General features: G+C 50.1%; 10 protein-coding genes. 4 read left to right on the plus strand and 6 right to left on the minus strand.

Annotated features, from left to right (window positions below):
• Positions 1–17: 17 nt before the first annotated feature.
• Positions 18–941, plus strand: a complete 924-nt coding sequence (locus B0I18_RS11370; protein ID WP_106522829.1) for a PfkB family carbohydrate kinase — start codon at positions 18–20, stop codon at positions 939–941.
• Positions 942–1,049: 108 nt separating this feature from the next.
• Complete coding sequence (pyk, locus tag B0I18_RS11375; RefSeq protein ID WP_106522830.1) at positions 1,050–2,471, plus strand: pyruvate kinase; 1,422 nt, start codon at positions 1,050–1,052, stop codon at positions 2,469–2,471.
• Between the two features lie 71 nt (positions 2,472–2,542).
• Here pyk and B0I18_RS11380 read toward each other — a convergent pair whose 3' ends face one another.
• Positions 2,543–3,889: a DEAD/DEAH box helicase gene (locus tag B0I18_RS11380; protein ID WP_245882087.1), complete on the minus strand. Its 1,347-nt coding sequence runs from the start codon at positions 3,887–3,889 to the stop codon at positions 2,543–2,545.
• 168 nt (positions 3,890–4,057) lie between these two features.
• Between B0I18_RS11380 and B0I18_RS11385 the strand changes: the two genes are divergently transcribed.
• Positions 4,058–5,731, plus strand: coding sequence for a C45 family autoproteolytic acyltransferase/hydrolase (locus B0I18_RS11385; RefSeq protein ID WP_106522832.1), 1,674 nt, complete (start codon positions 4,058–4,060; stop codon positions 5,729–5,731).
• 693 nt (positions 5,732–6,424) lie between these two features.
• Here the strand turns inward: B0I18_RS11385 and B0I18_RS11390 are convergent.
• From B0I18_RS11390 to B0I18_RS11405, 4 genes are all read right to left on the minus strand, one after another.
• Positions 6,425–7,561 carry a formimidoylglutamase gene (locus tag B0I18_RS11390; protein WP_106522833.1) on the minus strand — a complete coding sequence of 379 codons (1,137 nt, stop codon included), beginning with the start codon at positions 7,559–7,561 and terminating at the stop codon, positions 6,425–6,427.
• Positions 7,562–7,781: 220 nt separating this feature from the next.
• Entirely contained in the window at positions 7,782–10,226 is a 2,445-nt protein-coding gene (locus B0I18_RS11395) for an outer membrane beta-barrel family protein (RefSeq protein WP_106522834.1), read from the minus strand.
• A gap of 79 nt (positions 10,227–10,305) precedes the next feature.
• Positions 10,306–11,811 (minus strand): M56 family metallopeptidase, encoded by a 1,506-nt coding sequence (locus B0I18_RS11400; RefSeq protein ID WP_181358431.1) that lies wholly within the window; start codon positions 11,809–11,811, stop codon positions 10,306–10,308.
• A gap of 14 nt (positions 11,812–11,825) precedes the next feature.
• Positions 11,826–12,221 carry a BlaI/MecI/CopY family transcriptional regulator gene (locus B0I18_RS11405; RefSeq protein ID WP_106522836.1) on the minus strand — a complete coding sequence of 132 codons (396 nt, stop codon included), beginning with the start codon at positions 12,219–12,221 and terminating at the stop codon, positions 11,826–11,828.
• Between the two features lie 291 nt (positions 12,222–12,512).
• On the opposite strand from B0I18_RS11405, the gene B0I18_RS11410 reads away from it, so the two are divergent.
• Positions 12,513–12,875: a hypothetical protein gene (locus B0I18_RS11410; protein WP_106522837.1), complete on the plus strand. Its 363-nt coding sequence runs from the start codon at positions 12,513–12,515 to the stop codon at positions 12,873–12,875.
• Between the two features lie 1,350 nt (positions 12,876–14,225).
• Here the strand turns inward: B0I18_RS11410 and B0I18_RS11415 are convergent.
• A complete protein-coding gene (locus tag B0I18_RS11415; protein WP_106522838.1) occupies positions 14,226–14,996 on the minus strand; it encodes a class I SAM-dependent methyltransferase in 771 nt (256 codons plus the stop codon).
• Positions 14,997–15,049 lie beyond the last annotated feature (53 nt).

Here is a 15,049-nt window from a genome sequence, read left to right on the forward strand (position 1 = left end):
TATCTAACAATAAAACAATGTCTTTAATTACAGTAGGCAGTATGGCGTTCGACGCCCTGGAAACACCATTTGGTAAAGTAGATCGTATTATCGGCGGCGCGGCAACCTATGTTGCCTGGGCGGCTTCCAACTTTTACCAGCCCATCAAACTGGTATCTATCGTGGGCGGCGATTTCCCCCAGGAAGAATTCGATCAGCTCAATGCCCGTGGTGTGGAAGTAGAAGCTGTTGAAGTAGTAAAAGACGAAAAATCCTTCTTCTGGAGCGGCAGGTATCATATGGATATGAACACCCGCGATACGCTCGTTACCGAACTCAACGTACTGGGTCATTTCGAACCTAAAGTACCGGAAAGCTACCAGGATTGCGAATACCTGATGCTGGGCAACCTGGCGCCTGCAGTACAGCAAAGCGTGATTGCGCAGCTGAAGCACCGCCCGAAGCTGATCGCTATGGATACCATGAACTTCTGGATGGATATCGCGCTCGACGATCTTAAAGCGACCATCAAAATGGTAGATGTGCTGATCATTAACGACAGCGAAGCCCGCCAGCTCTCCGGTGAATTTGCCCTGGCAAAAGCGGCCAAAACCATTATGGCCATGGGCCCGCAATACCTCGTGATCAAAAAAGGCGAACACGGCGCATTGCTGTTCCACCAGGATCGTATCTTCTCTGCACCTGCCCTGCCGCTCGAAGTCGTATTCGACCCTACCGGCGCAGGCGATACCTTTGCCGGCGGCTTTATCGGGCATATAGCCCGTACCGGCGACATCTCTTTCGATAATATGAAAACAGCGATCATCGTTGGTTCTGCCCTGGCTTCTTTCTGTGTAGAGAAATTCGGACTCGAAAGGCTGAAAGAGATTTCACATAATGATATCACTACCCGTATTCAGCGCTTTGCCGAATTGGCTAATTTTGAAACAGCGCTGGTGTAATCCTTAGTTTTTTTTATCCGTGTTTATCGCTGATCGGGTCCCGGTAATACGGCCTGGCGCGGGTTTTGCCCGCTGCCATTATACTCATTTTAAAAATATAAGAACAACATGCTGCACAAAACAAAGATCATAGCAACCGTAGGCCCGGCTTGCGATTCCTATGAAAAACTTTTAGAACTCGTGCATACCGGCGTTAATGTATTCCGGCTTAACTTCTCGCATGGCTCCCACGAAAAGCATGCCGAAGTCATTGCCAATATCCGGAAGATCAATGCTGAATATCCTTTTAATATAGCCATCCTGGCCGACCTGCAGGGCCCTAAGCTCCGTGTAGGCGATATCCAGGACGATGCCCTGCTGTTGCAGAAAGGGGAAGTGATCACCTTTACCAATACGCCTTGTGTCGGTACGAAAGATGCGCTGTATATCTCCTATCCTGACTTTCATAAAGATGCCAAGGTAGGGGAGAATATCCTGCTGGACGATGGTAAGATCGAAACCCGCGTGATAGAGATCACGCCCGAAGGCCTGGTACGCGCTGAAGTACAGAATGGCGGTATCCTGTTGCCCCGTAAAGGGGTAAACCTGCCCGATACCAATATCTCCATTCCATCGCTTACCGAAAAGGACCTGAGGGATCTCAACTTTATTATCGAACAGCGTATCGACTGGATCGGTCTTTCCTTTGTACGTAAACCCGAGGATATCCTGAACCTGAAGCTGATCCTGAAAGAAAAGGGTAGCCCTGCAAAGATCATCGCCAAGATCGAAAAACCGGAAGCCCTGCAGCACCTGCGCGAAATCATCCTGGCTTCGGATGCTGTGATGGTGGCCCGTGGCGACCTGGGTGTGGAAATGCCGGTAGAGAAAATACCGATGATCCAGAAAGAGATCGTGCGTAAATGCATTCACCGTGCCAAACCCGTGATCATCGCCACCCAGATGATGGAGAGCATGATCGACCGCACACGGCCCAACCGCAGCGAGATTACCGATGTGGCCAATGCCGTAATGGAAGGCGCCGATGCGGTAATGCTGAGCGGCGAAACGGCTATGGGTACGCATCCTGCACTGGTAGTACAAACGATGGTAAACATTATCCGCGAAGTAGAGAAAGAAGCTGTGGTGTATAACCGCAACCTGGTGCCCCAGCCGCACTCTCCTTCTTTCCTGAGCGACGCCCTGTGTTATAATGCCTGTAAGATAGCAGAAGACGTAAGGGCCGACGCCCTTATCGGTATGACGCAAAGCGGTTATACCGGCTTTATGTTGTCCAGCTTCCGTCCGCATGCCTCTTTGTATGTATTTACCAAAACGCAGACACTGATCAACCAGTTAAGCCTGAGCTGGGGCGTGCAGGCCTTCTTTTACGACCAGGAGGAAAGCCTCGACCGCATTATCTCCGACCAGATCGAAGTACTGAAAGAGAAAGGCCTGGTTAAGATCGGCGATATCGTGGTGAACACCGGGAGCACGCCGGTTAATGCGCACCTGCCGACCAATATGCTGAAGATTACCAAAGTGAGCTAAGTAGGCTCGTTTTACGATAAAAAAACACCGGGACTTATGGTTCCGGTGTTTTTCTTTGTGGGCCTATCGGCTTATTTTTTTCTTTTAGGTTTGGCGCCGCGCGTTTTTTTCTTGCCGTATTTCTGCATCATCTTATCGGCATGGCTTACCTTAATATTCTTCTTGCTGTTCTTGGCCGATTTTTCGTGGAAGGCCGGGCCCACATCTTCGCGTTTCGGAATTTTTAATTTAATCTCCTTGATAATGACTTTGGGCATTTCGTCCGGGGTCAGTACCGTGGAGATCTCCAGGTCTCCGGGTAAGTCCTTTACCGGCACCTGGTACCGCATCAGTTCTTCGATGGCATTCAATTGTTCTTTTTCTTTTTCCGTTACCAGCGAGATCGCGATACCCTGTTTATCCGCCCGGCCGGTACGGCCTATGCGGTGGATATAGTTTTCCGGTATTTCGGGCAGGTCGAAATTAATAACATGCGTTACTTCGGCAATATCGATACCCCTGGCTACGATATCGGTGGCGATAATAAACCGGTAATTGCCTTCTTTAAACTGTTTAACGGTATTGAACCTGTGGTTCTGCTCTTTATTGGAGTGGATCACGCCCACCTGCTCCGGATACTGGTTTTCCACCTTTTCGAACAACTGGTTGGCCAGGGCCTTGGTGCTGGTAAAGACGAGCACTTTCGTCGTCTCGGCATCATGTGCCAGCAGGTATTCCAGCAAGTTGACCTTCGTGTTGAAGTTGGGCACTTCATAAACGGCCTGGTCGATATTTTCGAGCGGCGTGCCGGCCGGCGCGGCTTCTACGCGCTGCGGATCGTTAAAGTAATCGGTAATGAATTGCTGTACTTCTTCGGTCAGGGTAGCCGAGAACATCAGGTTTTGCCTTTTTGGCGGCAGCAGCGCCATTACGCGGTTCAGCTGCGGCCTGAAGCCCAGGTTCAGCATTTCGTCCACCTCGTCGATCACCAGTTTTTTGATCGCCTTGGTTTTTAAAGCGCCATTCAGGATCAGGTCCAGCAGGCGTCCCGGTGTGGCCACCAATACGTCCAACCCGTTTCCCACGGCTGCGATCTGGGGTTTCATATTCACACCACCGTATACGCCCACCGCTTCCAGGGTCAGGTATTTGCTCAGTTTTTTTACCGCTTCGGTTACCTGTACCACCAGTTCGCGGGTGGGTACAATGATCAGCATCTGCGGGTGCGGATCTTTCGAAAACTTGAACTGGCGCAGCATAGGCAGCAGGTAGGCAAAGGTTTTACCCGTACCGGTCTGGGCAATGCCACATACATCGGAGCCCGACATCACTACCGAAAATACCTTTTGCTGGATGGTTGTGGGCGTACTGATCCCGATATCGTCCAGTGCGTTTAATAGGGAGGCGTTCAGGTTCAGGTCGTGGAAGGTCATAGGCATCGTATAATGTATTAGCGCCTGCAAAGGTACTGCTTATCTTATATTTTGCCATCGGCGGCCTAAAACGTTGACCCGGTAAGGGTTCGGGCTCCTTTTCGTTAAATAACATCCTGTTTAAGGCCTGCTGCCTGCCGGGATTCTGTATCTGCATCGTATCTTTGCGGGCCGATGCGTATCGTAAAGAAAATACTCAAATTCCTGGCCTGGTTCCTGGGCATATTGCTGTTGTTGCTGCTGATCTTCTGTGTATATGTATGGAAGGTGTCTGATGTTAAGCCTCCTGCAGTGCAGGACCGTGCCGTAGAAGCGCTGCAGCGTACGCAGCTCGACAGTACGGCTTATGTGCTGGGCAATAACTGGCTGCGCAAAAGCAGGTACGGGCTTTATGAGATGTATGTGTCGGGCGGCCCTTTCGAACGCGGCGTGATCAACGGGAAACTGTCCCGCGAACTGATCGTATCGCAGGAGATCGCCTTTACCCACCAGATCCGGAAAATGATCCCGAGCGAAGGGTATCTTAAATTCCTAAAATACGTGGTGGGCTTCATGAACCGCGGGTTGCCGGAACATGTTACGGACGAGTATAAACTGGAAATCTACGGCGAGTCGCTGGCCGCATCCGATAGTTTTAAATGGATCGGCAGCAATTATGCCCGGCAGCTCAATTACCATGCCGCACACGATATCGGTCATGCGCTGCAGAACCTGATGCTGGTGGGTTGTACCTCGTTTGGCGCCTGGGATACTAAAACCGAATCCGGTGCGATGATCCTGGGCCGCAATTTCGACTTCTGGGTGGGCGACGAATTTGCCGAGCACAAAATTGTCTCATTCGTCAACCCTACTACCGGTCATAAGTTTGCCTATATTACCTGGGGAGGCTTTGTGGGTGTGGTTTCCGGCATGAATGATCAGGGACTTACCGTTACCATTAATGCCGCCCGGTCGCGCATTCCTTTCGACGCTGCTACGCCGGTATCGCTGGTGGCCCGCGAAATCCTGCAATATGCGGGTAATATCAAAGAGGCGGTGGCCATTGCACATAAACGCGAGATGTTTGTAAGTGAGAGCTTCCTGGTCGGCTCAGCCGCCGATCACCGTTCGGCGCTTATCGAAAAGACCCCGGATACGCTGGCGGTATATGATCCCGCAGCCGATCACATAGAATGTACCAATCATTACCAGAGCGATTTACTCGGTGCGCAAAAGCTCAACCAGGAACAAATGCAGGGCAGTGCATCGGTATACCGCTACCAGCGCCTGCAGGAGTTATTGCAGCAGCAGTACCCGCTTAATCCCGCTAAGGTGGCCGCTATACTGCGCGACCGTAAAGGCTTGCATGATGCCGATATCGGTAACGGTAACGAGAAAGCTGTTAACCAGTTTATTGCCCACCACTCGGTTATTTTTATGCCCGACAGCCTGCGGATGTGGGTGAGTACGGCGCCCTGGCAGATGGGCACTTATGTTTGTTACGACCTGCGCAAGGTATTTGCCATGCAGGGTCTTGGTACAGATCATGAAGTGGCCGATACCAGTTTGAATATTCCTCCCGATCCCTTCCTGCAAACGGATGAGTACGCCCGTTTTCTCTTGTTCCGCAAAGCAAAAATGAACTGGATGGATAAGGTGAAAGTCGGTTCCGGTGCATTCGTGTCCAATAACCCCGAGTACTACGATGCATACCGGCTCGAAGGCGACTACCAGGCCAGCCTGGGCAATGCGGACCGCGCTGTCCAGTATTACAAGATGGCGCTGACCAAGGAGATTGCCACGGTGGGCGAACGCCTGGCAATTGAAGAAAAGATCCGTAAAATAAATAAGGCGAAGGCTGGTAAATAGATGTGAGATATTAGATATGAGATGTGGGATGTGAGATGTCATCCTGAGCATCGCGAGGGGTCTCACCGGTTCGCTGGCTTCAATGGAGTGCAAGCATCAAACACCAGGAGGAGTGTTGTCATGCTGAGCGCAGCGAAGCATCTGCTCAATTAGCTGGCTTCACCAGCGTGCAAAGCGTCAAGTACCAAGAAGGAGCCTGTCATCCTGAGCATCGCGAAGGATCTCATCCCCTAGCTGGCTTCAATGGAGTGCAAAGCACCAAATACCAGGAGGAATGTTGTCATCCTGAGCATCGCGAAGGATCTCACCGGTTAGCTGGCTTCAATGGCGTGCAAAGCATCAGACACCAAGAAGAAGCCTGTCATCCTGAGCATCGCGAAGGATCTTATCCCTTAGCCGGCTTTACCAACGTGTGTTCCTATTCCTCTTTATTCTTAGCGTCCCGATAAGAACAGGGGGAGGGCATATATAAAAAATAAGCGTCCTCTAAGACTAGAGGACACTGTTTAAACCAATAAACCGCACTATGAAAAGATATTAAGTATAGAACAAATTACGTGCCAAAAAAGCTTAAAGGCGTACTTTTGATATATTTTATTTTAGTTTATTTATTTATTATTGTTTTTCAAATCTATTTTAAAAAGCTGATTTTTATAGACTTGTAAGATATAGTTGCTATAAACTAGCTGCTTTTTATACCACGCGCTCCTGTTCGCGGAACCAGCGTTCGGGAATTTCGTTGGAGGCCGCTTGCAGGTAATCGGCATATGAACAGGGAGTAAAACTACCGTCCGGTAATTGCATCCACCAGCGGTTGGTCTTTTTACTTTTCAGGAAAAGGGTGTCGTTGCCGGTAAGGGCTACCTGGTATTCGATAAAGTCGTTGCGGTCGGCAACCGGGTCGGCCTCATTTTTGCGGACCAGGAAACCATCTACAAAATACCACAGCATTTGAGCTATAAGCCTGGCGCCCTGCTGGTCGGTATCGTTTTCGGGCTGGTAACCATAGATACCCATGGACGACAAGCGGCCGCTCATGCCGGCATAACGGGTAAGCTGGCACATTTCATCGCCGAAGAGACCATTGGGCGAGCCATCCTTCAAGAAAGGCGCATCACATTTGCGTACCGCCTTCATGTCGATACTCAACAGGTCACAGTTGCGCAGCACAGGCTCCATTTCTTCGGGGTTTTCGCGTACGCGGCCCAGGCGGAAGCAGTCAAACCGCAGCTTGTCCAGGGTTTCGAGCATGCCCGGGTTGGTATAATAACTCTGGAAACCCATATGGCTGAAGTGCCTTACGAAATTGGGCTGCTCGGTAAGCATATCCATCAGGAAGCCGGCATCGCTTATGTTCTCCGTTTCCTCGAGATCGATCAGCATATCGACTACGGCCGCATTGGCAGTCTGGCCGGCTCTTTTAAATACATCGTATTGCTGCAGGGTAAGGTCGTGCGAACCACCGATAACCAGGGCCACTTTGCCTTGTTCCTGTATTTCCTGCAGTACGGTACGCAGCGCGGCGCGGGTATCGGCAATGCTTGCGCCTTCCCGGATATTACCCATGTCCGCTACCTTCACACTGCCATGCCAATCATACATACGATACAACTCCGCTCTTACGGCATCGGCTGCCATCGACCAGCCTGCATTAAAGTCGTGCCCTCTTTGTTCGCCGCAACCAACCAGTACGATATCGGCTTCGCTCCAGTCCGGCTTGAACTCCGTGATCACCTGGATCTTTTTCCCGATCTGTAAAGGGTGCCCGGCGTTGTTTTCAGGCAGTTCTGCAAAATGTTTTTCCGCAAAAAAAGAGTGTAAATCGCTCATGTAAAATGGATCGTTTGAGGGGGTAAAGATAAAGGCTCCTTTCGGGATAGGGAAAAAAACGGAAGTATAGTTTTTTTTACAAGGAGCATTGCGTTTATTTCCTGCATAAAAAAAGGAACCTGCAGAAGCAGGCTCCGGTACCGTTAGGGTGCGTATGAATTCCCTGCGGTGGTTTTTTTGACTTTTGACTTTTTAGAACGGCAGACTCTTTATGGATTCTTTATTGCCTTACCCTTCCCTGTTCGGCTTCGGCACTGGTGTTTTTTTGCCTGGCCTGGTTATTGGTTTTGCCAAAACGGTAACTGAAGGTAAGACGGGCTACGCGGGTATCGTAAACGTTGTTATAGGTGGCATCGGTATGCGCCAGGTTATTAATAATGCCTTTATTAACTCTTGTGAAAAAGATATCGTTCAGGCTCAGCCTTATGCTGGCTTTATCTTTAAGCAGCTTTTTCTGAAGACCGGCATTGATCTGCCAGAAGGTGCCGGAGATAAATTGGGCGGATACCACATCGGTACGGTATACCGCGCCCAGCTCGGCGCTCCAGCCTTTACCCAGCAGTATCTGGTTGTTGAGCGAGAAGAAGCCGTAAGGTCCGCTTGCATCCAGCGTTTCGGTATACAACTGGCTTTGGTAATGATAGTAACCAAACTCGCCGTAGGCGTTTATCGTAAGCCATTTGCCCACCGGTATCGAGGCGTCTACCGAAAGGGTACCAAACTCGGTCTTCCCGATATTGCCCGGCCTGCTGTACATAATCTTACCCTGCATTTCTATGGTCTCCGTTACCTCGTTATTAACGCGCCCTAAAGAAAGCGTGGTGGTTAGTTTGCCTTTATAGGTATGGCTCAGGTTAAGGGTATTGGAAAAAGAGGGATTAAGAAATGGGTTGCCCACATAATAGCTGAACTTGTCGAGTGGCGAAATGAAAGGGTTGAGGTTCTCATAGTAAGGACGGTCTATCCTGCGGCCGTAATTAAGGCCGATCACGTTATTGGCGTTGTCGTCGAGTTTATAGGAAAAATAAACCGTCGGGAACAGGTTGGTATAGTCGCGGGTAAACGAAGAATCGGGTTTCATAACATTGCCCAGCTGGTGGCCGGCGGAGTGGGTATGCTCCAAACGCAGGCCCAGCTGCATCGACAGGCGTTTCCATTCTTTGCTCAGGTTCAGGTAGCCGGCGTTAATGTATTCTTTATAGAGAAAATGATTGCTTTTGTCGTAATCGGGCACTGCGTTATTACCAACGATGTTTTTATAGTCGGCGGTATTGTCTGTAGCCGTATAGCTGGTTTTAGCGCCTGCCGATAAGATAGCGCCTTTACCCAGGGGATGGGTATAATCTATTTTGGCAGCATAAATATTAATCGTGGCGGGCAGGTTGCCGGTAAGATGATCCTGGCTGAGCGGCGACATGTCCGGGCGGTAGCTGTAGTTGTTGAACGATATATCGTCATGTGTTTTATAGTTGACATAGTCCAGGTCTATACCCAGTTCCCGCCCGCTGCTGTCGAAGTTGTGCCTGAAGTTGAAATTGATACCGCCGTTACGGAATGTCGAGTTTTCGCGGTTCTCAGCTACGATAAAGGAATCCGGGATCCGCTGTGCATCCGCAATTTTACTGACGTTGTCAGTGTTGCGGCTGCCGGGGTTATACTGTCCGGTCAGTACGATGCCGAAGGTCGATTTGGACGTGGCATAAAAATCCATACCCAGCTTGGATGTCACGCTTTTACTCCTGAATTTAATATAGGAGTTCTGCGAAAAATAGGTCATGGGCTGCTCGTCCTGGGTACGCAGGTCCCGTATGATGTCGAGGTCGTTAAACGAGGTACGGCCGTTGTACGAAAGGGTTGTAAAGAAATTAAACTTGTTTTTACGGTAGTTCAGGTTCAGGCTGTTGTTGGACGATGCGTAACGCCCCTGCCCGTAATTCAGACTGATATTACCATTGAAGCCATTGGCCTTTGCCTTTTTCGTTTTGATATTGATGACGCCTGCATTGCCGGCCGCTTCGTATTTGGCGGGCGGGTTGGTCATGATCTCGATCTTATCTATGGCATCGGCAGGGAGGGAGCGCAGGTAGTTTTCCAGTTCGCTGCCGGAGAGGTAGGTCGGTTTATCGTCGATAAAGACCATGACGCCGTTTTTACCTTTAAGGCTGATCGCGCCGTTGTTGTCGATGCGTACGCCCGGCGATTTTTCGAGGGCATCCAGCGCCGAGCTGCCGGCATTGGAGATCAGTGCATCTACATTCACGACCAGGCGGTCTATTTTCTGTTCTATAAACGCCTTTTGTCCTACTATGGATACTTCTTTAAGTTCCTGCCCCTTGCTGGTTTGCAGGGTAATGGCCGGCAGGTTCTGTACTGTTGTGTCCAGGGTTATGGCAGCACTGGTATAGGTTTCGTGACCGACAAGGCTTACCCGCAGCAGGTAGGCGCCGGTTTTCATTTGGTCCAGCTGGAAATTGCCATCGTAATCGGTAAGGGTAGATTTTACCACGCTGCTGTCTTTTGCAGCGAGCAGCGATACCAACGCGCCGATGGCGGGTTCGTTCCGGGCGTCTTTTACCGTGCCGTTAAGGGCGGGGCTGCCATCTGCATAAAGGTAGCCGGAGAGGATAAGGCACAAGGCGAGCAGTGCCATGAATTTTGCTTTCATGATTCAGGTATGGGGGCTATATGGATCGGGTAAGGTGCTTCAGTAAAGACAGGCGGCTGCTGTTGCGTTGCTGGTTGGGTTAGGAAACTTGATGGTGATCGGGTATGGGGCTGTCGGTGTTTTTGCTTTGAGGTACAGTAGGTGCGTCCGTACTGGTCTGCAGGTCGTAGAGTATAGCCCAGCCGGCATTTTTAACGTATTTGCTTTTTAATTGATGATGCAGGGTCGCAGGTTGTTTAATGCCGTTTACCACCAGTTCGTCGTCGTTTAGTTTGTAGGACAGTAGGCGGTCTTCGGCAATAATGCCTGCGCGGGCAAGGTCGGTAATAATATGTTGGCTCAATGCAAGCGTATCGGTGCCGGGTTGTTCATTTACGGTGGTAATCGTCGTCGTCAGTATTTCGGTACGGCTGGTCGATTTTAAGGAACGGCGTATCAGTACGCGGTCTGCCCTGCGTGGGGTTTGTATACAGGCCGTGGTCGTCCATGGATCCGATGCAATACGGATCGGTTGCTGGTACCGGTGTTGCATATTGTCTTTGCGGCTGTTCCTGTTTATCTGTTGCATATTCCAGGAGAACGTACAGAGAAAGGAAAGCAGGGCCAGGCTGAATAAAACCAGGAAGCTCTTTTCGATATTGCTCAGGGTCTTGTTCCTGTTGGAGGCGATACGGGTTACGCGGTCGAGCAGTAAGGTTTTACGGCCGCCCAGCGCCATTGCCAGGCCACGGCCGCCTGCAAGTTGCAATTGGCCGAAGGATAGCAATGCATGGACCAGTGCGGTTTTATTGCCACTGACTTCCAGGGCCAGCTCATCGCAGCAGTTTTCCCTTTCGGTACGCAGCTGCGCAGAAAGCCAGCGTAAAAAAGGATTGAAAAAGAACAAGGCTTCGAGCAGGGTCTGGCCCAGGTTGACGAGGTAATCCTTACGGCGTATATGGGCGAGCTCGTGTAGCAGTATGGCTTCAACTTGTTCCGGCGGCAGCTGGCTCAGCATGCCCAAAGGCAATAGGATAATAGGTTTCAGGATACCTGCTACCGATGGACTCTGCAGTAGTGCCGATTCTTTAAGCCGCACGGTTTCCTTGATGCCCAGCCGTGTTTTGAGTGTTTCCAGCCTGTTGGTCCAGTAGTTGTCCTGCACGGTAGTTGCCTGCCTGCGTTGTCCGCGCAGCTGCCTCATATCCTGTATCAGCCGGAAGCCCTTAAAGCCGCATACGGTTATCCAGAGCAGGCTAAGGGCGTTGGCATTGGCATTGATAAACCCGGTAAGCGCTGTCCATAGCGCCAGGAGCAGGGTGGGGAGTTGGTGCCGTTCGCCGGTGGTCGCCAGGTTGTCGGCAAGATCCGCGGTAGGGTTGTGTTTGAAACAAAGAACGAAGGTGACGCCGCTGGTAAGCGCAAATGCGCCCAGCAGCAGGGCAAACAGGTTGTACCGCTTGCCTGGGCTCGCTTTGGCGCTGAACTGGATAATAAAGGCGGCCAATAAGGACAGCAGTAATCCTTCCCATAAAGAATGAAGAAAGGTAAGGCACAATGCCCTGCATAACTCAGTGGTCCAGAAATGTTCGAATAGGCGAGCCATCAGTTGCATGGGGTTTATTTATTATCCATTTGTTTCAGCAGGTTCCTGATCGCATCCAGTTCTTCCCGGGAAGTTTCCTGGTTGCCCAGCAGTTGCATCATCAGGCTTGAGGGGGAGCCTTTGTATAAGGTCTTTACAAAACGGTCGAGCAGGAAGCCTTTGGTTTTCTGTTCTTCCTGTGCCGGTCTGTAAATATGTTTCATACTGCTTTCGTCGCGTAGCAGTAACCCTTTTTCAACCATGATCTGCATCAGCTTCAGCGTAGAGGTATAGTTCAGTTCTCTTTGCTCGTTGAGCTTACTGTTGACCGCCCGCACCGTAGAAGGACCTTCCTCCCACAATACCTGCAGGATTTCCAGTTCCGCTTTTGTGGGTTCCTGGTCTTTCGTATTCTTATCTGTCAGTTTCATATTTCAAAGGTAGGAAACTTTTCGTACGAACAAATTTCTTAGGTCTTTTTTTTGAAAAAATATTTTGTCGCATTGTTTCCTGGCCCCTGGCATCGGGTAACGGCAACTAAAGCCGGCCCTGCCCCGATGGAATTATAGTTACCATAAATCCGCAATTGTCGGAGCGTGTCGCTTCGTAACCAGACTTATTCGGGAGGTAAACAGGAAGTATTTGACCGGTTTTTCCCCGGGGGCATTTTTTGCCCCCCGTGGCGTAGATCTTTGTTCTTCACCAAACAAATAAATCTCCTTATGAAAAAAGTAATGTTATTCCTGATGATTTCCGTTTTCTGTACCGCTGCCAGTTATGCCAATAGCCTGCAGATCATGAACCTGACCAACTGTGCTTATACCATCAGCACGCAGGTGGGTTATGTAAGCGTAACACCGGCTTCTACACCAGGCGCCAACCAGTTTTTTCCAACCGGTTCGTTCGTAGGCGCCAAAGTTGCGCAGGGCGGTAACTGGACTTACCAGATCAATGTGCAGGGTACTACTTCTATGAGCGTATCGAGCGCTACTGTTGGCGATTTTCCTGCCTGTAACGGCGGTTCTGCTTACACCGTTAGCTGGAACGTAAATACTGCAGGAAACATCGTACTCCTGATCTTCTAATTAAGATACAGACCTGTTTCTTTAAATGCCTGCGGACTGTTGTATAACAGTCCGCTTTTTTTATGGTAAGCAACAAACGAAAAGATAATAACCGGTGTGTCTTGTTATAAGACGATGAGGGATTGTGATGGTATACGATTTTTATGGTTGTCTCCTGTTAAGATTTGAAGGACGGGATGGCATAAAGCCAGGATGCGCTACTGTAAAGGGATACAGCGTACCTCATGTTGTGCATGCCGGTGCCGGGGATACATGCATTAAACAAAAGTGTTAATTTATGTGAACGTTTTGCGGCTTCAATCATTCTTCGGTGTACTTTCGTTCTGGTTAGTTTCATATCTTGATTTCGTGCCCGGTCTTTATGGCCGGGCCTTTTTTTTGTCCCTGTGTTTTTTGCAGGTACAGGGCTTGCATCTGGTGTGCTTATCCTGTCCCGGTTGCCGGGAAATACCAGGTTTGATACCTGGCAGCTGCACGATGATGTAAGCGGTCTTAAAGTAGTGCTAATTAATGTGAACGTTTCTAGGTTTCGATAATATCCACCTTTATCTTCGTACCAGTTTGGTCTAAGAAGTACGATGCTGAAGGTTTACCTCCCCGTTTTCTTTTAGTCTTATCGTGAACTTGCCCGGTCTTCGGACCGGGTTTCTTTTTGTTATCTACACTGGTTTAAGAGCTGTGTTAAATTCTTTGAATTTTTACAACTGTACGAATAACTGCGAATTTGTGTGCGGGAGTCATCTATGGTAAACGTTTGTCACTACATTTGAATCGCATTCGCCTGGTTAGCGGAAGCGTGTGAATCTGAAGATCTTCTCCCCGAAGACTTTCGATTAGTGTATCCGGCCCGGGCCCTGCGCCCGGGCTTTTTACAATATAGGAATCTTTATGGGTAGGGAAAGATCAGGGGGCAGGCGAACGTGGCCCGATGGAACTCATTTTTTGCACGCTGCGGGATGACTAAACATTGACATGTTAAACAAATCACTTCGCTGGTATGCCAATGCTCCGATTTTTTACTTGGGCAAGCGACGTTGCGCATAGAACGGCGGACATTGACCGCAGTTTTTAAACCGGTTTTTCTATCCTTATCGGTAACCGTCCTTTGCTCCTTGCCGGTGTAGGATCAATACCCGTAAAGTGTGCTAAGTAAGACGTAAGATGAAATAGAAAACATTAGTGGGGAAATGAAAAGGAGATAGGGGGAATGAGTCCGGGACAAGGGTTACAGGATAGAGGTCCTGTACAGCTTGTTTGGACATAGACGCTTCGGGCTGCATTGCAGGGGGTAGGTATCAGCCACGATCCTTTCGCAACGCGGGCTGCAGGGTAATAGGATGTTGCGCCGGATCAGCGGCGGGCCGGCAGTTTGCCGGTATAGAGTTTGGTATCGTAATTCAGGGTTACCGTACCGGCTTCCTGGTAGCGGTCGAACAAAAGCCTAAGTTCCTTATGCATAGCCTCGTAACCTTCTGTTTCCCGGCCGGGCATATACGACGAAGACAGGAGCCGGCCTTCGAGTCCTTCGAAGTCGAATACCTGTTTGTTGACAAACAGGTCGTAATAACAGGTGCCGGGCGAAAAGAAATCCCGGATCGCCTGCAGGTTTATATTGCGCTGGCTTACTTGCACATAATCTTTAGCATGCTTCTGGATAAGCCGGTCGTATTCTTTCTCAAACTGGTTCAGTATCCTGCGCTCATTCCATATTAAGGCTACAATACCCGTTGGCTGCAGGATACGGCAAAACTCTGTCCGGGCCGCCTGGCGGTCGAACCAGTGGAACGCCTGGCCCGCGATAACGGCATCCACGCTTTGGTCCGGCAGACCGGTATGCTCCGCGGTACCGTCCACCGGCTTAAAGCCCGGGTATTGCTGCAGCAGGCTTACCGACTTTTCACGCATCGCCGCATTGGGTTCCACGGCGTAGGTCCTGTAACCCGCCTCCAGGAAAGGCGCAGTAGATAAGCCTGTGCCCGAACCAATATCGGCAATAATCTTACCGGTATCGAGGTTGTATTGCGCCTGTAAAAACAGGATGACCTCGGGCGGGTATCCCGGGCGGTACTTAACGTAATCTTCAACCCTGTTGCTGAACCGGGTAGTACTATCCTGGGGCATAGGCGTAAGCGTTTCCTGCAATTTACGAAATGTGCGCTATCCAAACGCATGGC

Origin of the sequence: Taibaiella chishuiensis, assembly GCF_003014535.1 — a bacterium.
GTDB classification, from domain to species: domain Bacteria; phylum Bacteroidota; class Bacteroidia; order Chitinophagales; family Chitinophagaceae; genus Taibaiella; species Taibaiella chishuiensis.